Origin of the sequence: Pseudomonas silesiensis, assembly GCF_001661075.1 — a bacterium.
In the GTDB taxonomy this organism is placed as follows: Bacteria; Pseudomonadota; Gammaproteobacteria; order Pseudomonadales; family Pseudomonadaceae; genus Aquipseudomonas; species Aquipseudomonas silesiensis.
On the sequence record NZ_CP014870.1, the window covers coordinates 4387241 to 4406593 of the forward strand.

The 19353-nt window shown below is 62.1% G+C and carries 20 protein-coding genes; 7 read left to right on the forward strand and 13 right to left on the reverse strand.

Features of this window, described 5'->3' with window-relative positions:
• Window positions 1-41: 41 nt before the first annotated feature.
• Entirely contained in the window at window positions 42-1145 is a 1104-nt protein-coding gene (locus tag PMA3_RS19425) for a sugar phosphate isomerase/epimerase family protein (RefSeq protein WP_064678701.1), read from the reverse strand.
• The gene (locus PMA3_RS19430) at window positions 1142-2308 is read right to left on the reverse strand and encodes a Gfo/Idh/MocA family protein (RefSeq protein ID WP_064678702.1); all 1167 of its coding nucleotides are present in this window, start codon (window positions 2306-2308) and stop codon (window positions 1142-1144) included. The genes PMA3_RS19425 and PMA3_RS19430 overlap by 4 nt, the downstream gene beginning before the upstream one ends.
• A gap of 197 nt (window positions 2309-2505) precedes the next feature.
• Here PMA3_RS19430 and PMA3_RS19435 point away from each other — a divergent pair, with 197 nt between their 5' ends.
• Window positions 2506-3513, forward strand: a complete 1008-nt coding sequence (locus PMA3_RS19435) for a LacI family DNA-binding transcriptional regulator (RefSeq protein WP_064678703.1) — start codon at window positions 2506-2508, stop codon at window positions 3511-3513.
• A 1-nt stretch (window position 3514) separates the two neighbouring features.
• Here the strand turns inward: PMA3_RS19435 and PMA3_RS19440 are convergent, their stop codons facing one another.
• The 9 genes from PMA3_RS19440 to ggt form a co-directional block, all read right to left on the reverse strand.
• A complete protein-coding gene (locus PMA3_RS19440; RefSeq protein WP_064678704.1) occupies window positions 3515-3973 on the reverse strand; it encodes a GNAT family N-acetyltransferase in 459 nt (152 codons plus the stop codon).
• A gap of 215 nt (window positions 3974-4188) precedes the next feature.
• Entirely contained in the window at window positions 4189-5592 is a 1404-nt protein-coding gene (locus PMA3_RS19445) for a purine-cytosine permease family protein (RefSeq protein WP_064678705.1), read from the reverse strand.
• A gap of 50 nt (window positions 5593-5642) precedes the next feature.
• The gene (locus PMA3_RS19450) at window positions 5643-6383 is read right to left on the reverse strand and encodes a TorF family putative porin (protein WP_064678706.1); all 741 of its coding nucleotides are present in this window, start codon (window positions 6381-6383) and stop codon (window positions 5643-5645) included.
• Window positions 6384-6497: 114 nt separating this feature from the next.
• Entirely contained in the window at window positions 6498-8240 is a 1743-nt protein-coding gene (locus PMA3_RS19455; protein WP_064678707.1) for an amidohydrolase, read from the reverse strand.
• Between the two features lie 18 nt (window positions 8241-8258).
• The gene (locus PMA3_RS19460) at window positions 8259-10127 is read right to left on the reverse strand and encodes an amidohydrolase (protein WP_064678708.1); all 1869 of its coding nucleotides are present in this window, start codon (window positions 10125-10127) and stop codon (window positions 8259-8261) included.
• 157 nt (window positions 10128-10284) lie between these two features.
• Entirely contained in the window at window positions 10285-11307 is a 1023-nt protein-coding gene (locus PMA3_RS19465) for a helix-turn-helix transcriptional regulator (RefSeq protein WP_064678709.1), read from the reverse strand.
• Window positions 11259-12389 (reverse strand): sterol desaturase family protein, encoded by a 1131-nt coding sequence (locus PMA3_RS19470; RefSeq protein WP_082930380.1) that lies wholly within the window; start codon window positions 12387-12389, stop codon window positions 11259-11261. Before PMA3_RS19470 ends, PMA3_RS19465 begins: the two co-directional genes overlap by 49 nt.
• Before the next feature lie 137 nt (window positions 12390-12526).
• Window positions 12527-13099, reverse strand: coding sequence for a cysteine hydrolase family protein (locus PMA3_RS19475; protein ID WP_064678710.1), 573 nt, complete (start codon window positions 13097-13099; stop codon window positions 12527-12529).
• Window positions 13100-13168: 69 nt separating this feature from the next.
• Complete coding sequence (gene ggt / locus PMA3_RS19480) at window positions 13169-14896, reverse strand: gamma-glutamyltransferase (RefSeq protein WP_064678711.1); 1728 nt, start codon at window positions 14894-14896, stop codon at window positions 13169-13171.
• Window positions 14897-15047: 151 nt separating this feature from the next.
• Between ggt and PMA3_RS19485 the strand changes: the two genes are divergently transcribed.
• Complete coding sequence (locus PMA3_RS19485; RefSeq protein ID WP_064678712.1) at window positions 15048-15560, forward strand: methylated-DNA--[protein]-cysteine S-methyltransferase; 513 nt, start codon at window positions 15048-15050, stop codon at window positions 15558-15560.
• Window positions 15561-15725: 165 nt separating this feature from the next.
• Here the strand turns inward: PMA3_RS19485 and PMA3_RS19490 are convergent, their stop codons facing one another.
• Window positions 15726-16163: a hemerythrin domain-containing protein gene (locus tag PMA3_RS19490; protein ID WP_064678713.1), complete on the reverse strand. Its 438-nt coding sequence runs from the start codon at window positions 16161-16163 to the stop codon at window positions 15726-15728.
• Window positions 16164-16310: 147 nt separating this feature from the next.
• On the opposite strand from PMA3_RS19490, the gene PMA3_RS19495 reads away from it, so the two are divergent.
• The gene (locus PMA3_RS19495) at window positions 16311-16742 is read left to right on the forward strand and encodes a GNAT family N-acetyltransferase (protein WP_064678714.1); all 432 of its coding nucleotides are present in this window, start codon (window positions 16311-16313) and stop codon (window positions 16740-16742) included.
• 172 nt (window positions 16743-16914) lie between these two features.
• On the opposite strand, the gene PMA3_RS19500 is transcribed toward PMA3_RS19495, so the two are convergent.
• On the reverse strand, window positions 16915-17265 hold the full coding sequence (locus PMA3_RS19500) for a hypothetical protein (protein WP_064678715.1): 351 nt from the start codon (window positions 17263-17265) through the stop codon (window positions 16915-16917).
• Between the two features lie 149 nt (window positions 17266-17414).
• Here PMA3_RS19500 and PMA3_RS19505 point away from each other — a divergent pair, with 149 nt between their 5' ends.
• The 4 genes from PMA3_RS19505 to tusD all read left to right on the forward strand — a co-directional run bounded on the left by PMA3_RS19505 (window position 17415) and on the right by tusD (window position 19351).
• Window positions 17415-17663: a hypothetical protein gene (locus tag PMA3_RS19505; protein ID WP_064678716.1), complete on the forward strand. Its 249-nt coding sequence runs from the start codon at window positions 17415-17417 to the stop codon at window positions 17661-17663.
• Between the two features lie 20 nt (window positions 17664-17683).
• Window positions 17684-18013 (forward strand): DUF6388 family protein, encoded by a 330-nt coding sequence (locus tag PMA3_RS19510; protein WP_064678717.1) that lies wholly within the window; start codon window positions 17684-17686, stop codon window positions 18011-18013.
• A gap of 28 nt (window positions 18014-18041) precedes the next feature.
• Window positions 18042-18746 carry a YoaK family protein gene (locus tag PMA3_RS19515; RefSeq protein ID WP_064678718.1) on the forward strand — a complete coding sequence of 235 codons (705 nt, stop codon included), beginning with the start codon at window positions 18042-18044 and terminating at the stop codon, window positions 18744-18746.
• 212 nt (window positions 18747-18958) lie between these two features.
• Window positions 18959-19351, forward strand: coding sequence for a sulfurtransferase complex subunit TusD (gene tusD, locus PMA3_RS19520; protein WP_064680765.1), 393 nt, complete (start codon window positions 18959-18961; stop codon window positions 19349-19351).
• The last annotated feature ends 2 nt before the right edge of the window (window positions 19352-19353 follow it).

Sequence of the window (19353 nt, forward strand, 5' to 3'; positions counted from 1 at the left end):
GTCACCTTGTTGTTTTTATTGTCTGGAAAGAACCGGCAGTTTCAGGCGTCGGGCAACCCCAGCAGCCGTCGATTGAAACCCTCGTCGGACGTCACGCTGGCGAAATCGTCGAAGGCCTTTCGGGTCTTGCTGATCATGTGCTCGCGGATGAACGCCGCCCCTTCTGCGGCGCCCTGCTCCGAGTCTTTGAGGCAACATTCCCACTCCAGCACCGCCCAACCGGCAAAGTCGTACTGGGCCAGCTTGCTGAAAATCGATTTGAAATCGATCTGGCCATCCCCCAACGAACGGAACCGGCCCGGGCGATCCACCCAACCCTGGTAGCCGCCGTAGACGCCGGAACGGGCATCGGGGCGGAATTCGGCGTCCTTGACGTGGAACATGCGGATGCGCTCGTGATAGCGGTCGATGAACCCCAGATAGTCCATTTGCTGCAACAGCAGGTGGCTCGGGTCGTAGAGGATCGTGGCGCGCGGGTGATGATCGACGGCCTCCAGGAAGCGCTCGAACGAGGCGCCGTCGTGCAGGTCTTCGCCGGGGTGGATTTCATAGCAGAGGTCGACGCCCGCCTCGTCAAAGCAATCGAGAATCGGTCGCCAGCGCTGGCCCAGTTCGGCAAACCCCTGCTCGACCAGACCGCTCGGACGTTGTGGCCATGGGTAGATGTAGGGCCACAACAGCGCGCCGGAGAAGGTGGCGTGGGCTTTTAATCCCAGGCGCTGGCTGGCGCGGGCCGCCAGTTTCAACTGGTCGATGGCCCATTCGGTCCGCGCCTGGGGCTGGCCGCGCAGATGCGCGGGGGCGAAGTCGTCGAACAAGGCATCGAACGCCGGATGCACGGCCACCAACTGGCCTTGCAGGTGAGTCGACAACTCACTGATTTCGACGCCTGCCTCGGCGCAGACGGCTTTCAACTCGTCGCAGTAGCTTTGACTTTCCGCGGCACGGGCCAGGTCGATGTATTGCGTGCCCAGGGTGGGTAGCTGAATGGCCTTGTAGCCTTGGGACGCCGCCCAGCGGGCAATGTTGGCCAGGGTATCGAAGGGCGCTTCGGCGGACATGAATTGCGCGAGGAAAATCCCCGGGCCGCGCAGGCCGGTCGGTGCTTGGGAGGTTGGGTTCACGGGTGGGTTCTCCGGGTTCATGGATGGCAGACCAGGGCGGTCCACTTCGCGTCGCCGCGATGGTTGGCGATCGCGGCTTCGATGAAGGCCATGCCGCGCAGCCCGACGTCGATGCCCGGCACGCCAGGGGCGTCGTGGCCTTCGACCTGGTTGCGGATCGCGCTGGCGAAGTCGCCGTAGAGGTTGGCCATGGCTTCCAGATAACCTTCGGGGTGCCCGGCGGGCAGCCGCATGCGCCTGGTCGCGGCTTCACACAACCAGGGCTGGCCGACACCGGAGCGCAGGATGCGCATCGGTTGGTCGAGGGAACGATGGATCAGGCTCGACGGTTCTTCCTGGCGCCATTCCAGCCCGCCCTTGTCGCCGTAGATACGGATTTTCAGCGGGTTCTCCTCACCGGCGCAGACCTGGCTGGCGATCAACACGCCGGTGGCGCCGGCCGCCATCATGAACAGCATCGCCGCGTCATCGTCCAGTTGCCGCCCGGCGATGTGCACGCCCAGGGTCGCGCAGATCTGCTCGATAGGCTGATCGGCGACGAACTCGGCCAGGGAAAAGGCATGGGTGCCGATATCGCCGATGCAGCCGCCAAGCCCTGACTGCTCGGGCTGGTCGCGCCAGCCGGCCTGCTTGTTGCCCTGCCCGGCCACATCCCGGCTCAACCAGCCCTGGGGGTACTCGACCATGACCTTGCGCACGGCGCCGATCACGCCGGTGCGCACCATCTTGCGGGCCTGCCAGACCATCGGATAACCCAGGTAGGTGTGCGCCAGCCCGTAGAGGCGGTCGCTGCTTTTCAGCACGGCCTTGAGCGCCAGCAGCTCGGCCAGGTTGAGCGCCGCGGGTTTCTCGCTGAACACATGAAAACCCGCGCTCAGCGCCTGGCTGGCGATGGGTGCGTGCAGGTGATTGGGGGTGACGATGACCAGCAGCTCCATGCGCTGGTCCGCGGGCAGCGCGCGTTCGGCCGCCAGCATGTGCTGCCAGTCGTTGTAGCAGCGTGAGGCGGGCAAGCCCAAGGCTGCACCGCTGTCCTGATTGTTGCGCGCGTCGCGGCTGAAGGCGCCGCACACCAGCTCAAAATGTCCATCGAGGCCGGCAGCCTGGCGGTGGGCCTTGCCGATGAAGGCGCCCTCGCCGCCCCCGACGAAGCCCATGCGTATTTTTGGGGTGACAACGTTCATCGCGAATTTCTCTTGTCCGGGGGAGATTCAGACTCAGGATTGACTATGATGTAACCGGTTACATCATGCCGGGAATTTAGGCTCAGTTGCTTGAGGTGTCAAACCCGGATTAGCCATGAAGATCATTTCAACCCACAGCCTGCCTGCGGTAAGCTCGCCGGCCGCGCTGGCATTTGCCGTTTCGTAACGAGGTTGTCTTGTCCAATATCCGTGAAGTTGCCCGCCTGGCCGGCGTCTCGGTGGCGACCGTGTCCAGGACGCTGAAGTCGCCCGAACGCGTGCTCCCCGAAACCCGGGACAAGGTCAATGCGGCGGTGGAACAGGCCGGCTACCGGCCGAACCTGATGGCTGTGCAATTTCGTTCGCGCAGGACCGGCAACCTGGTGATTCTGGTCCCGGCCATCGCCAACACGTTTTTCGCCCGGGTTATCAGCGGCGCCCAGCAGGCGGCCCAGGCGGCCGGGTACCGCCTGCTGCTGTGCGACACCCAGGGCCGCGAGGAAGTCGAACGGGAATTCGCCGCGCTGGTGCACGCCCATCAGGCCGACGGCGTGATCCAGTTGCGCGCCTACGACCCTTTCGAATCGCCCTCGCCCAACGGCGATTCACCGCCCTTGGTCAATGCCTGCGAAGTGATTCAGGGCGGGCGTCACCCCACCATCAGCCTGGATAACCGCGCAGCCGCCAAGGCCATGACCGAGCACCTGATCGGGCTGGGCCACCGCCGCATCGGACTGGTCAAAGGACCGAAAAGCAGCCCGCTGACCCGCGACCGGGTGTCCGGTTATCACGATGCGCTGAGCGACGCCGGGATTGCCTGCGATCCGGCACTGGTGTGCCACGGCGACTTCACCTTGACCGCCGGTTTCGAGGGGGCGGGCGCGTTGCTGCAACTGGCCGAGCGCCCTACTGCCCTGTTTTGCGAAAACGATGAAATGGCGATCGGCGCGTTGAAGCGCATCAAACAACAGGGGCTGCGGGTGCCTGAGGATATTTCTCTGGTGGGGTTCGATGACATTCCCTTCGCAGCCTATTGCGACCCGCCGTTGACGACCATCGCGCAACCGGCCGAAGTCTTTGGGCAGAAGGCGGTCGAGATGCTGATCGCTCTCATAGAGAAGAAGCCGATTGCAGACCGGCATGTGGTGCTGCCGTTCGAATTGACCCTGCGCGACAGCACTGCAGTGCTCGACAGAGACGCTTGATTCAGCCCTGTTTCAAATCCAGGCAATAGGTGTAGTAACCCGTATCGCGCACATACCCCAGCGACTCATACAGGCGTTGCGCCCCGAGATTGTCCGTGGCCGTCTCCAGCACCAGGCCTTTGGCGCCGGTGAGCAGCGCAAAGGTTCGGGCGGTGTTCATCAGCAAGGTCCCGACGCCACGACCACGGGCCGCCGGGGTGGTGAACAGGTCGCTGAGCAGCCAGGTGCGGTGCGCGTCGATGGAGGAGAATGTCGGGTACAACTGGACGAACCCCAGCGCCTCACCCGTGTCGTCCTCGACGAAGAAAATCGCCGATTCGTCCCGGGCGATGCGCTCGGCGATGAAGTTGCTCGACTGGGTGAGGTTGGATGGCTGGCCGTAGAAGCCGCGATAGGCGTCGAAGAGGCTGGCGATTTTGTCGAGGTTGGAGGGGTCGGCGCGCAGGGCCTGGAGTGGCATGTTGATCGTCTCCGAACGGATTGATTGATCAGCGGGAAAGGGAAATGTAGATCAAAAGATCGCAGCGTGCGGGAGCTCGTAGAGCAAGCTTGCTCCGGGCGGCGTTCCGACGATGGTCTGAAGGGCGATGCGTTCATTCAGGGGGAACGCGTTATCGTTGACGTCCATCGCGAGCAAGCTCGCTCCCACAGGGAATCTTGTACGGTCGAAATCCTTTAACTGCGCTCAGGGGCTACCGCCGGCACCGATGCCTTGGCCAGCCCGTAATACAGAACCCCCGGCACCACCAATCCCACGATCCAGGAAATATCCACACCGCCGAGCTGCGCCACCATCGGTCCCGAGTAGAATTTGGTGTCGACAAAAGGCAACTGGACCAACACACCGATCGCATACACGCTGATGCCCAACAGGTTCCAGCGCCCATAGCGACCTTGCGGATCGGACAACGCCGCAATGTCATAGCGCTCCTTGTTGATGAAGTAATAATCCACCAGGTTGATCGCGCTCCAGGGTGTGAAGAACGTCAGCAGGAACAGGATGAAATACTTGAAGGTGTTCAGGAACGAATGCTGCCCCAGCAGCGCCAGCGTGGTGGACGCCGCGACAATCACCAGCACGAACAGCATGCGCTGGCGGGCGGTTATCTCCAGACGGCTGCGAAAGCCACTGATGATGGTCGCCACGCACATGAAGCTGCCATAGGCGTTGAGGGTAGACACCGTGACCTTGCCGAACACCACGCTCAGGTACAGCAGCGAGGCCATCACGCCGGTACTGCCCAGGCCGACGATGGTCGCGACTTCATGCCCGCGAAAATTCGCGCCAGCCAGGGCCGCGGCGAACACCCCCAGCACCATCGAGGCCTGGGCGCCGAGCACCGTGCCCAGGCCGACGGCGGTGAAGGTTTTCCAGGATGCGGTCTTGCTCGGCAGGTAGCGCGAATAGTCGGCCACGTAGGGCCCGAAAGCGATCTGCCAGGACGCGGACAGGGACACCGCCAGCAGAAAAGTGCTCCAGCTGAAGTGGCGGTTTTCCAGGAGCAGGCCGATATCGTTGAGGGTCATCAGCCGGGTAAACAGATACACGAACGCAATAACGCCCAGCACGCTGGCCACCTTGCCGACCAGGTGGATGACCCGATAGCCGAACATGGTCAGAAAGGCGATGCACGAGGCGAAGATCAGGATGCCGGCGCTGTCGCTGACATCGATCAATTGGGCGATGGCCTGCCCCGACAGTACCGCGCCGGTGGCGCTGAAACCGAGGTACATCAGGCACACCAGCACGATCGGGATCGCTGCCCCATAGACGCCGAACTGTACGCGACTGGAAATCATCTGCGGCAGCCCGAGCTTGGGCCCTTGCGCCGCGTGCAGCGCAACCACCGCGCCGCCGAGCAGTTGGCCGATCAGCAAGCCGATGAGCGACCAGAACACATCGCCGCCCAGCACCACGGCCAGGGCGCCGGTGACAATCGCCGTGATCTGCAGGTTGGCGCCAAGCCACAGGGTGAACTGGCTGTAGAGGCTGCCATGACGCTCGGCCTCGGGAATGAAATCGATCGAACGGGTCTCGATCAGGGGACTTCGCTGCTGACTATCGCTGACCTTGGTCATTGCGCTGTTTTCCTTTGCGGAGCTTGTTTTTATTGGGTGTGCTTGCAGGCTTAGAACATCTTGCTGGCACTGGCGACCACCGTCGCCGTGCACAGATCGTCGTAGCCATACCAACCCGCGCATTCGCTGTTCGACAGGTCGGTATCGATGTAGCTCAGACCCCAGGTCACGCCCACGAAATCACGGCTCAGCCTGGCTTCCCACTCGTAATAAGCCTCGCGGCTGTCGCCGTTGGTGGTCCAGTAAGCCGGGTCTTTGACATCGCCGCGCCCCACGCGCACGTTCAGGCCCAGCTCGGCCGGCAAGGCGAACTGGTAGCTGAGGTAGGTGTAAAGGGTGTCCTGGTCTTCACCGAAGACGTTCGGCGTATCGTTCGAGTAGTTGGCGCCGAGCTTCACGCCATATACGTCAAGAATGGCGTAGACCTCGCTCAGGTTGAATTGGCCTTCCTTGGGATAGTCGTACTTGATGTAGCCCAGGTCGAGACTGATGGCCTCGGTCGCCTGCCAGTAGTAACCGGCGTAGTACTCGAGTTCCTGCCGGGTCTTGAACTCGCCGCCGAAATCGACATTCGACGTCCAGGCGCCCATGTACAGGCCACTGCTGTGCACCAGCGTGGCGCTGGCCTGTGCCGCCGGATCACCCAGGGTTTGCGAAATGCCGCGGGTGCGGTAGTCGCTGAATACCCCCAGGCTCATGTCCAGGCTGAAGTCGTCATTGAGGGTCAGTGCGTGGGTGGTCAACGGGGCCAATACCAGGCTGGCCAGGGCGAAGACTGAGCGTGCGTTCATACGAATCTCTTATTGTTATGGAGGGTGCGGGGAATGTCGGGCATGGCGTGGCCGAGCCCCTCGCGCTTCGAGGGGCCGGTCATTTTTTTTCGGGTGCTTCGGCTGGGGCATGCGTCAGGACGCGGGGGCGTAAACCTCTTTGCCGGCGAAGTAGGTCTTCAGGACTTTGGTGTCGAACAGTTCGTCATCGCTGACCTTGAACACATCGCGGTCGAGGATGATCAAGTCGGCCTGCTTGCCAGGTGCCAGCGAGCCGATCTGCTGCTCCAGGCGCAGGGCTTTGGCGGCATTCAAGGTGTAGGCGTAGAACATGCTCTGGCGATCGATGCTTTCCTTGGCATTGAGCACCCCCAGCGGCCCTTTGCGCGTGCTGGCCTGGGCGATGGCGTTCCACGGGTTGGGGCTGGACACCGGCCAGTCACTGCCGCCAGCGATCACGGCGCCGGCGTTGTGCAGGGACCTGGCGGGGTACTGGTAACCGTAGGCAAACGCGCTGATGTAGGGTTTGACCAGTTCGACGGTGTAACTCTCGCCGGTGGCCCACAGCAGCTGCATGGAGGCGATCACGCCCAGCTGCTTGAAGCGCGCGAACTCCTTGGGATTGACCAGTTGCAGGTGGCTGATGCTATGGGCCACCGGGGTCGGGTTGAGTGTGCGTGCGTAGGCAATGCCATCGAGTGACTCGCGGACCGCGCGGTCGCCGACCGCATGGGTGTGCACGATCCAGTCGCGCTTCTCCGCCGCCGCCACCAATTCACCGAAGTGCGCGGGGTCGATCAAGAGTTGACCGTCTTTCTGGCTGTTGTTGAAGGGCACGATGACCGCTGCCGTCTGCCCTGGAAACTCGAGAACGCCGTCGGCGAAGACCTTGATGCCGGGAAAGCTCAGGTTGGGGACGCCCTCGAATTTTTTCATCACCTTGGCCAGTACTTCCAGGTCGGCCGGTCGGCTTTTCGGGTTGGCCAGCAACAGCGCGGCCACGTGGGCGTTGAGCTCACCCTTTTGGGCCAATTCGCGGTACAGCGGCAGCACCCCGTAGCTCTGCTCGGTGGCCTGGAAATCGAACAGCGAATCGCCGCTGCCGGCATTCGCCGCCGCGTCCATCCAGGCGGTGACGCCATATTGATTGTTGACCTTCACCGCCTCGCGGGCGGCTTTCAACATGATCTCGGCACTGGGCGCGGGGATCTGGCTGCGGACCTGGTCCCAGCGCGACTCGGCAAAATAGCCGTTGGGGGTGAAGTCCGCGTCGTGACCGACAAAGCTGCGATCCTGTTCCGACAGGCCTTTCACCAATGCCGCGTCGATCTTAAGGCGCTTGAGCATGGCGTTGTTGGCCCATCCGGTATGCCCGTCGATCCCGCTGAGAACCACCGGTTGCTCCACCCAGCGCCCTTGATTGAAACGCTGGCCAAGCTCACGGCTTTTGTCCCAATAGGCCGAACTCGCCCCGGCAATGCTGATCACATCACCGGCACGGGCAACGCCCGCCTGATCCTGCTCGATGATCCACTGCTCAAGCTCGGGCAACGGTTTGACTTCATCCAGCAGGTTGGCCCTCATGCTGTCGAAGGCCGCCACCACCGGGTGGCTGTGGGTGTCGATCATGCCCGGCATCAGCACCTTGCCCGCCAGGTCGATGCGTTGCGTGCGGGCATCGGCCAGGGCGTTGATCTGGGCATTGCTGCCCGTCTTGAGAATCTTGCCATCTTGCACGGCCACCGCCTGGACCAGTCCCTGACCGGGTTCGGCGGTGAATACCTTGCCGTTGAACAACACCAGGTCAGCGGCGGCCATGGCCTGCACCGAGGACAAAGCCAGGGCTGCGGCCAACAGGTTGGGAATGAATCGTTGCATCGGAACACTCTCTTGTTTTTATTGGGCTGAACGGGAGGCTGATGCCTGGGACAACACTTGCGGAGCCAGGCCAACGAATGGCGCCTTGGCCCACACGACCTTGCCGCCCACGATCGTCAGCAGCACTTCATTTCGCGCCAACGACTCTTCGGGAACCTGCATAAAGTTCTGGTCCAGGACGATCAGGTCGGCGAACTTGCCGACTTCGACCGAGCCGGCGACGGCGTCCAGTTTCAACTGCTCGGCAGCGTTCAGGGTGATGCTGCGCAGCACTTCGGCTCGCGACAGGGCCGGGTCGGCATTCAGCCGGCCTGCATACTTGGGGCCGTAGCTGTGCGGGTTCAGCGGATCGCCTGAGCGGGTGACACCGATCTTCAGCGCCAGGAATTCGTCGAGAGGGTCGACCGGCCAGTCGCTGCCATACGCCACACGGCCGCCGGCACGGGCGATGCTGCCGGAGGGTTCCATGCGGGCAAACCGCGCAGGCCCCAGGTGCTCGTTGGTGCCGTCGACCGTAGAGGGCGCCTGCTGGGCCCACTGGAAGGACATGTTGGCGGTCACGTCGAGCGCCTTGAAGCGTGGATAGTCGGCGGGGTCTACCGATTCAGCATGAGTGATCGCCGGGCGGAAGCCATTGCCAGGCAATTGCTGGCGCACGTATTCGATGCCATTCAACGAATCTCGCACCGCCCGGTCTCCGGTGGCGTGAAGGTGCGGATCGAGCCCGGCCTGCACCGCTTGCAGCAGCAGCGGATTGAGCACTTGCGACGGGAAGTAAAGCTCACCGGCGTTCTTGCCGGGGGTCCACTTCGGCGTCGTGCCGGTGCCGGCATTGCGCAGGTACGGCGCCAACATTGCACCGGTGTCGGCCGGCGCATTGATGATGCCGTCCATGAACAACTTGACGTGGCGCATGTTCACGCCGGGCGCGGCCTTGGCTTCCCCCTGGTCGTAGGTGTCGGCCAATGCCTTCGCCTCGGCGATGGTTTTCACCGGGTCGGCAGCGGCGGCGGCAGGGTCGAGTTTGATCGCCAGCAAGGCCCGGGCAGTCAATTCGCCCGACCGCTGCAGGGCCGTGAACGCCTTGCCATTCTCCGCCCCGGACAGGGCATCGAAGAACGTGGTGATGCCTTGCTGACGCATGGCGTCCAGCGCGGCGCGGGTCTGGTTGAGCTTCTCGGCGTAGGTGGCAGGCGGCACCACGGCTGCCATGGCATCGGCAGCACCGTCTTCGCAGATGCCGGTCGGGTTGCCGGCGCTGTCGCGCACGTATTTGCCGTCACCGGGATTGGCCGTGTGCTTGTTAATGCCAGCCACTTCCAGGCCGCGCGAGTTGGTCAGCACGGTATGGAAATCGGTGGACCGGACCTGGATCGGACGATCGGTCTTGAGCGCGTCCAGCGTCGACTTGTCGGGGTCGCCATCGAGCCCGGTCATGCCCATGCGATCCCAACTGCCCACTTCCAGCCAGACATCGGGGCCCTTGTCCTTGTCGGCATCCAGGCACGCCTGAATGGTTTCCTGAAAGACCTTGCGGGTCATCGTCTGGTATTTCAGGTCGCACAAGGTCATGGCCCGGCCGCCATCCCCCGGATGCATGTGCGCATCGATGAAGCCCGGCATCAACATGCGCCCCGCCAGATCGATCAGCTGCGTCTGCTTGCCGATGTACGGGCTGACCCCGTCATCGCTACCGACATAGACGATCTTGCCGTTGGCAACGGCGATCGCCTGCTGCACGGAATCGTGACCGTCGACGGTGTAGACATACCCGTTGCGCAGCACCATGTCGGCGCCGGTCGAACCCTGGGTCTGACACCCCACCAGCGCCAGGCCGGAAACGGCCGTGGTCGCGGCAACGGCGATAAATAACCTGGAAAATTTCAACTGCCTCACCTCTGTTCTTATAGTTTTGAAGTGGCCCGAACACACTGCCGTGCAACCCCTGATGCAAGGCACACCTTATAGAGGGCAGCACAAATCCGGACCTCCACAAATGAGGAGGGGTCAGGCGGTTTTCAGATGCAAATCGACGGCGCCGGGGCTAGGCCCGACGCGGGGTCTGTGCGGGCGAGCTGGGCGAGCGCAAGGCAGAACCGAGTTCCACCTTGCTTTTGACGCCGAGCTGCAGGTAGCAGTTGCGCAGATAAGTGCGCACGGTGGCAGGACTCAATGCCAGGATCTTGGCAATTTCCTTGTAGGAATGACCGGCGGCGAACAGCATGGCGGCGGTCCGTTCCCGGGGTGCAAGCACCGCCCCGCGCGACAGCGTCTCCAGCGACAGAATCACATGCTCGGCATTGGGACTCAGCGTCAGCGCGCAACGGCCCAGGCGCATCACGCAGGGTGCCTTGGGCAGTTGCGCGATCACCTGCGGCGGCAGCATCGAGCCGCTCCAGCCGGGCAACTCATGCTCAATGGCGGCGCACAGCCTGGCCCCCACGTAGAGCAGGCTGCCATCCATGCGCGCAACGCCGAAGTCGGTTGCACCGTTGCCGCTGTCGAACCGGATCATGTCCTGGACCTGAAATCGCCACAGCTGCAGCAAGTGATCGCAGAAGGCCGAGAACAAGCCGGCTTCGCTGTCGTTGAACGCCGGTGCCTGAAGGCCACGGTAGAGGCAGACGAAAAACATCAAGCCGCTCTCGGGCAACTCGAAGGTGATGCACATCAAATGGTAGAGGTCATGGCGCCGGGCGAAATCGTTCACGGCCTCGCAGGGGTCGGTGAACCCGCTGTCGCGCACGACCTCCCCAGGTTGGCTCAGCGTGGTCTGGGAAAACCTGTCATTGACCGCCACCTTGTGCCATTCGATGGCAAACGATTCGGGCAGATTGATTCGCCCGTGCATCCAGCTTTGCGGGGGCGCACTGACATCGGATGTCGACATCTCGCCCCACCACGCCGACGCGAAGGGCACCAACCGGGCAAATGCCTGCAAGCCATCGGCAATGAATTGGGAGGCCCCGCGATCCCGGGCAAGGCGCCCCAGGTGCAGCACACACTGATTGAACGCGTTCAGCGTTGCCATCGACGTCCCGCCGCCGACCTCATCACCCGCCTCCATCGCTCTGTTCCCGTCTGCTGAATGGCCTGGGATGCGACCATGCCATGGCGCACCCATCGCGTCCAGCCGCCACCGCCGTTCTGCGGGCGTTTGGTCAGGCGGATCTTGCGCGCGGTTTCGACGAATGGGGTGACGATCAGGCTGTAGATTGTCAGGTAGCGCTCGTGATCCTGTTCGCCCGTGCCGAATCGAATCGGCTCGGGCTTCGAGGTGGTGACATAGAGGGTGCCGAACATCCAGTCCCAGACAGACAGGTTGACCCCGAAGTTCTTGTTCAGGTGCCGGGGCGCGTCACTGTGGTGGACCTGATGCTGGGCCGGGCTGTTCAGCACATGTTCGACCATGGGCCCGAAGGACAACCAGACATGGCTGTGGCGCAGATTGCCCCCCAGCCCATTGAGGATGAACACCAGATAGGTCACGCCGAACAGGGAATAGGCGCCGATCTGTCCGCCACAGGCGTACCAGAAGACCCCGGCATAGGCGCCGAGGCACACGGTAGTTGTCAATCTTTGGATAATTTTTTCCACAAAATGCACCCGGCTGGCCGTCGCCGGGACCAGCACCGGCGCCGAGTGATGGACCTTGTGAAACGCCCACAGCCAGCGCGTATGAAAGGCGCGATGGCTCCAGTAATTGACGAAGTCCTTCAGCACGAACACGCCCAGTCCGTAGAGCAGGGAAAGCGCGAGGTGCTCTTGCACTTGCACCCGCGCGCCCCAGAGCTGGGTGAAAAAGGCGATGTAGTCCCCGGAGCGCAGGATGTACGGGTCCACCAGGCCAACGATGGGCAGCACCAGCGCGACTTTAAGGATGCCCCGCACCAGGTAGTAGCGATAGTCCAGCAGCGCCGAGCGATGTAAATACACCCGGCTGCCGCCGATGAACCGCCAGAAAGAGTGCGCGTCGGTCAGCCCACGGTATTTCCTGAACCGGAACACACCGTAGGCGACGCTGTAGGAGATGCCGATAAACACCAGACCGAAGCGACCGTTCAGATCGAAAATACCCAGGAACTGGTGGGCGACAGGTTCGATCACCCACTTGAACAGGTGGGCATGGAGAAGCGCCAGGACATCCACGAAAGCTGGCCTCCGTCGAAGGAAGGGCAATGCGGGACAGAGGGGTTCGACAGGCAAGTTCTCAGTGTAGTCCCGTGCCAGGCCCCTGCCCCCTCCTTCATCCGTTACCCGACCGAACGACGCAACCCTGGTTCTGGTCAGTACATTCCTGACCGGGCTGATCGGGACTTCCGGTTCCTGATGCGTATTTCCCTGGTCGGGATCACATCGATCCGGGACACCGGACTGCTCAGGCGTGCAAGGCGGGTATTGTGCTCGGCAATGATGTCATCGGCGGCCATGTTGTCGGTGTCGACGGTGGAATGGGCGTCGGCGGCGAGCACCACGTCATAGCCCAGTTTGAGGGCCTGGCGCACGGTGGCATTGACGCAATAGTCGGTTTGCAGGCCGCAGATGATCACGCGCTCGACGTCCCACTGTTGCAGCATTTGCAGCAGACGGGTCTGGTAAAAAGAATCGCGGCTGGTTTTTCGTACACGCAGGTCCTGGGGTGAGGTTTCCAGGGCTTGGGCCAGCTGCCAGCCTTCGCCACCCTGCTGCAGCAGGCTGCCCTTTTCCTCATGTTGAATCAGGATGACCGGAATGCCTGCCATGCGTGCCCTGGCGCTCAGGCCGTTGATGAGATCGATGACACGTTTGATCTCGAAGCATTCATACTCGCCGACGCACAGCAAATGTTGGACGTCGATGATCAGCAGTGCAGTGGTCATGTTTACTTCCTTTAAATCCCAGGGATTCAGGGGACGGAAAAACAGGTCCGTCCCCTTTTAAAACGACCCTCAGTAACCGAGCGACAACCCGGTATTGCGTCGTGGATCGTTCGCGCCGTAGAAACGGTTCTTGCCTACCGGCTTGCCGTCCAGCGAAGGCGCGCCGACCAGGATCGCCGCCAGGTGGTTGGCGTCCTGGGGACCGGCAAACTTGTGGCCCCAACTTTCGAGCATCTTCACCGTATCCGGGCTGGTGGTGAAGGTTTCCAGGTTGGTCTCTTCCGGCAACCATTGCTGGTGGAAGCGCGGGGCGTCGACCGCTTCCTGGATGTTCATGCCGTAGTCGATCACGTTGAGCATGGTCAGCAGGGTCGCGGTGATGATGCGGCTGCCGCCGGGGGTGCCGACGACCATCACCACCTTGCCGTCCTTGGTGACGATGGTCGGGCTCATGGACGACAGCGGTGCCTTGCCGGGCGCGATGGCGTTGGCCTCCCCTTGCACCAGGCCGTACATGTTCGGCACGCCGATCTTCGAGGTGAAGTCGTCCATTTCGTCGTTGAGGATGACCCCGGTCTTGCTGGCCATGACGCCGGCACCGAACCAGTCGTTGAGGGTGTAGGTGACCGACACCGCGTTGCCCCATTTGTCGACGATGGAGTAATGGGTGGTGTTGCTGCCTTCGTGCGGCGCTACCCCGGGTTTGAGTTCGCGGGACACGCCGGCCTTTTGCGGATCGATGGCGGCGCGGATTTTGGTCGCGTAGTTTTTATCCAGCAGGTGGGCGATCGGGTTTTTCACGAAGTCCGGGTCGCCGAGGTAGCTGTTGCGATCCACGTAGGCGTGACGCATCGCTTCGATCTGGTAGTGCATGCCCTGGGCCGAGTGGTAGCCCAGGTCTTTCATCGGATAGCCTTCGAGAATGTTCAGGATCTCGCAGATCACCACCCCGCCGGAGCTTGGCGGTGGCGCCGACACCACGTGGTAGCCGCGGTAATCGCATTCGATCGGCGCCAGCTCCCGGGTCTTGTACTTGTCGAGGTCGGCCTGGGCGATGATGCCCTTGTTGGCCTGGCTGGAGGTGACGATGGCGTCGGCGACCCAGCCTTTGTAGAAACCGTCGGCACCCTTCTCGGAGATTTCCCGCAGGGTCTTGCCCAGGTCTTTCTGTACCAGCTTTTGCCCGACCTGCATCGGCTCGCCATTGCTGAGGAAGATCGAGCCGGAATCCTTCATGTCCTTCTTGAACACGTCGGTTGCGTACTCCAGCAATTCGACATCGCCCTGTTCCAGCACAAAACCGTCTTCGGCGAGCTTGATCGCCGGGGCGATCACTTCCTTGCGCGGCTTGGTGCCGTACTTCTGCAAGGCCAGTTCCATGCCGGACACCGTCCCCGGCACGCCGACGGCCAGGTGGCCGCGGGTACTGAGTTCAGGGACGACGTTGCCTTCCTTGTCGAGGTACATGTCGGCGGTGGCCGCCAGCGGCGCTTTTTCGCGGAAATCGAGGAAGGTCTTGCGCCCGTCCGCCAGTTGAATGGTCATGAAACCACCGCCGCCCAGGTTGCCCGCAGCGGGATACACCACCGCCAGCGCATACCCCACCGCAACGGCAGCATCGACGGCGTTGCCACCGTTTTTGAGCACATCGACGCCCACGTGGCTGGCCAGATGCTGGGCGGTGACCACCATGCCGTTTTCGGCCGCGACCGGGGCCACGGAGGCGGCGTGGACCATCAGGCAGCTTAGCGCCAACGAGGACGCAATGAGCGATTTGGCAAAAGGTTCGAACTTCATGAGTCGGTCTCTTTTTGTTTTTTTGGCTCTGTAAAAAAACAGAGGAAACGGTCAGGAACAGTAGGCAAGTATGGCTGGGATTGCGTATTGCGCCTCCCCGTCCAGGCAGTATGCTGGGCTCTTTATTGGCACTTCTGTGGGGTCTGCCTGCATGACGTACACCTGCACGACCCTGGCGTCGCCGGTTGGCGAGCTGAAGCTGGTGGCGAACGGCGCGCGACTGGCGGCCATCCTCTGGGAAAACGACAGGCCGAACCGGGTGTTGCTGGGGCCGATGAGCGAAGACCCGGATAACCCGATCCTCGTGCGCACCGCACAACAGCTGAAGGAATACTTCGCCGGCACACGCCACCGTTTCGAGCTGGAGCTGGATTTTGTCGGGACCGAGTTTCAGAAAAAGGTCTGGGCGGCGCTGTTGACCATTCCGTTTGGCGAGACTCGCAGTTACAGCCAGATTGCCGAGCAGATCGGCAATCCAAGTGCGGTCCGGGCGGTGGGTGCGGCGAATGGCAAGAATCCGATATCGATTGTGGCGCCCTGTCATCGGGTGATTGGAGCGTCAGGGAAGCTCACCGGATTTGCCGGTGGGCTCGAGGCAAAGGAGTGGTTGCTGACGCTCGAGGGCGGGCAATGGGGAGGCACCGGAAGACTGGAAGGCTTTTGATTTTCTGCAGGAGCCGGCTTGTCGGATCGCCGCACCGCAGTGAAGGTGGCCTCGAGCCTTACATCGTTCTTGAGGACGTCTTCGCCGGCAAGCCAGGCTCCTACAGGGGATCGTGTAAACCCGTGCTTTTTCGTCAGAGGACGGCCATGGTAGACGAAAACGCCCTCAGGCAAGCTGGGCCTTGAACTCCTTCAGGTATTGCCCCGCCAAGGTCTCTTTCTGCTGGTCGTCAAGCAGCTTGCCGGCCTGTTGGAAGAACTTCTGTTCTTCTTCCTTCAGGTGGTGATGCACCTTCTCCGCGAGCTTTTTCGCGGTCGCCAGCCAGGCCGGGCTGGACATCTCGGTCTCGTCGAGCTCCTCCATCATTTCGTCCATCTCGTGATGTTCGGCGATCGCATGGCGGCTGAGGTCGACACCGTTGTCGAATTCCATCAGCGGGATGTAGAAGTGCCGCTCTTCTGCGGTTTCGTGGGCCTGGAGTTCCGACTTGAGCTGCTTGTAGGCCTCGACACGCTCCGGCGTGTCGCCGCTGGTCTGGATCAGCGCGTCGGCGTAGGTGCGTTGGCGGTCGTGGCTTTCACGCAAGGCTTCAAAAATATTCACGGGGTGTCCTCATGGGCTGCGCTCTGAATGACGCTGTCTAGGCTAGACATCTGCTGGCGAACGAGGGTTCCACTGAGGACTGGAACAACTACCTCGTGCCGCGATAGGCTTGGGAATGTTGCCCGCCCAGCCATAAGGAAATAGCTCATGCCCCTGCGAATCGAACAGTCGCACAATCCCACGGAAGAAGAACGCCAGGCCATCCTGTTGCCGTTGCGCGCCTATAACGCCGCGCAGGCCGGCGTCTCGACGCCGGAGCCCATTGCCCTGCTGGTGCGCGATGAAAGCGGCGAGATTCTCGGCGGGCTCTACGGTCGAGTGTTTTACCGATGGTTGTACATCGACCTGCTGTCGGTGCCGGAACAGGGCCGGGGACAGGGCATCGGTTCGACGCTGATGCAGATGGCCGAAGACCTGGCGCGGGAAAAGGACTGCATAGGGGTCTGGCTCGACACCTTCGACTTCCAGGCGCCGGCGTTCTACAGGAAGCTGGGTTACAGCGAGTTGGGGCAGATTGCTGACTACCCGCCGGGGCATACGCGCTTTTTCTTTCAGAAGCGCTTGATTAGCGACGCGTAATCCTGGGGCAGTGGCCCCCATTTGCTCGATCGACACAGAACCACTGTGGGAGCGAGCTTGCTCCGGGCGGCGTTCCGACGATGGCGGCGGGTCAGTCAACATTGATGTTGAATGATAAATAGCTATCGCGAGCAAGCTCGCTCCCACAGGGTATTGAGTTTGATCCCAGGATTTAAAGGCAGGTCGCCAGTGCCGCCAACCGGCGCTTGGCGACAAAGTCATCCTTCTGCGCGTAGTAGTTCAACTGCGTTCCGGAAGCATCGGTGGTCACGTCGACAAAGGCTTCCGCCGAGCGCGTGTAAACCGTGGACCCGCCCTTCTTGCCCGGCTGCAGATACGCGCTGGCGTCGACCCCGAACACCGCCTCGTCCTGCCAGGAAAACTGCACGCACTGGGCGACAACTTTTTCCGGCTTGTTCGAAGTCAGGGTCTTGTACGGGGTTCCAGTGCGGGCATCGTTCATCGCCGAGCCTGCACAGCCGGCCAGCAAGGTTACGGCCAGCGCCACCATCAGAATTCGCATTGCGTTCGCTCATCAAGAAAAAGCGGACTGTATCACCGCAGCACAGCGTATCGTTCTGCTTTACTTCATTTATACCGCGACACCGGGTGCCGATTCGCGCACCCTGTCGCGCCATTAACGCTGCATCGCGCCTTTTTCTGGAACGCCCCATGACACCCAACGCCGAATACTACAAACCCACCGCCGAATACGCCGACAAGCTGATCAGCCAGATCGGTCAGACGCCTTCCTGGATCGCCAAGCGAATTGGCGTCACCGACAAGCGGATTCGTTACATCCTCGACGGCGAACGTACCGTCAAAGGTGAAACCACGCCGATCCAGATGACCTACCCCGAGCAGTTTGCCCTCGAGTGCCTGGCCGCTGCGGCTAAAGCCAGCAAGAAGCAGTCTGCGTAATCCATTTTCAAGGAGTGACCATGGCGGCAACCGAACACCAACACGAGCAGGCGCTGAAGAAGTTTCTCGATGAACGGCCTGAACTGCGGGCCGAACTCGACACCCTCAATCCGCTGCTGGCCCAGGCCAAGGGTGAAACAACGGCGCAGTACCGCGACGAGCGCCTGCATGAAGCCTTCGAGGCCGAAGCCGAGCGTCTCGGGCTGTTTGCCTGGGAGCTGACCCTGCAGTTGACCGCCGCAACGCCTGAGGACTATCAGGCCCAGCGCATGGAAGTCCACAAGGAAGTGGCTGAAATGGCCGGTATGGACTGGCTGGAGTATTGCGAGTTATATGGATTAGGCCAGTAACCCTCCCCGCTCAAGGATGTATCCAACGATGCTGCCTTCGTCCTCCAGCACCCACGCCAGTCCGGGCCATCTGCATATCCAGAAATGGCGCGGACGCATCGGCCTGTCGCTGGTGGCCGCACTCTCGGTACTGGCCGGGATGACCGATGCCATCGGCTTCATGGCCAGCGGCGACTTCGTTTCCTTCATGAGCGGCAACACCACCCGACTCGCCGTGGCCATCAGCGACGGCGACATGGGCCTGACCTTGCGCCTGACGATCCTGGTGGCCACGTTCGTCATCGGCAACGCCCTGGGCATCGTCGTCAGCCGTCTCGGCGGCCGGCGGGCGCTGCCCTTGCTGCTGTGCATCGCTACCCTGCTGTGCGGTGCTGCTGCCTGGCCTTATGAGGAACAGCTGCCGGCATTGCTGGCGGCGATCATCGCCATGGGCATGCTCAATGCCGCCGTGGAAGATGTGAACGGTTTGCCGGTCGGCCTGACCTATGTCACCGGCGCCCTGTCGCGCTTCGGTCGTGGCCTGGGGCGCTGGATGCTCGGCGAACGGCGCAACGGCTGGCGGGTGCAGTTGATTCCCTGGGCCGGGATGTTTGCCGGCGCGGTGCTGGGGGCGTTGCTGGAGCATCATCTCGGGCTCAGGGCGTTGTTTGTCAGCGGGTTGCTGGCGGGCGGGATCGGGTTGCTGTCGTTGAAGATTCCGCGGCGGTGGCAGTTGGGGTATATGCCGCGTTAGGTCCAACATTTCCGTTGCCCGATAGTCCGCTTTCGCGAGCAAGCCCGCTCCCACAGGGGTTTCGTGGCGGATTCCAATGTCATATAGAACACAAATCCCTTGTGGGAGCGGGCTTGCTCGCGAAGGCGGCAACTCGGTCTCAAAGCAAACCCACTTAGCCGCCCCACCGATAAAGCTTTATCATGACCGCAGTTCCGCTGATCGAGTCCGTCATGAAGTTCGCCATCGCGCTGTTTTCCGCCGCCCATGCGCCCTCCTCGCGCCGCGCCTTGCTGTTCGCCCAGGCCGCGCTGGCCGGCGGGCATGAGATTGTCCGGCTGTTTTTCTACCAGGACGGCGTTCATAACGCCTCCGGTAGCGTGGTCACCCCGCAGGATGAGCTGGATTTGCCCAGGCAATGGCGCACCTTCGTCACCGAACATCAACTGGACGGCGTCGTCTGTATCGCCGCCGCCCTGCGCCGTGGCGTGTTGAACGCAGAAGAAGCCGGGCGCTACCAGCGCGAAGCGGTCGCCGTAGCCGCGCCGTGGGAGTTGTCCGGGCTGGGCCAGTTGCACGACGCGGTGCAGGACGCTGACCGCCTGATCTGTTTCGGAGGCGCGTGAAA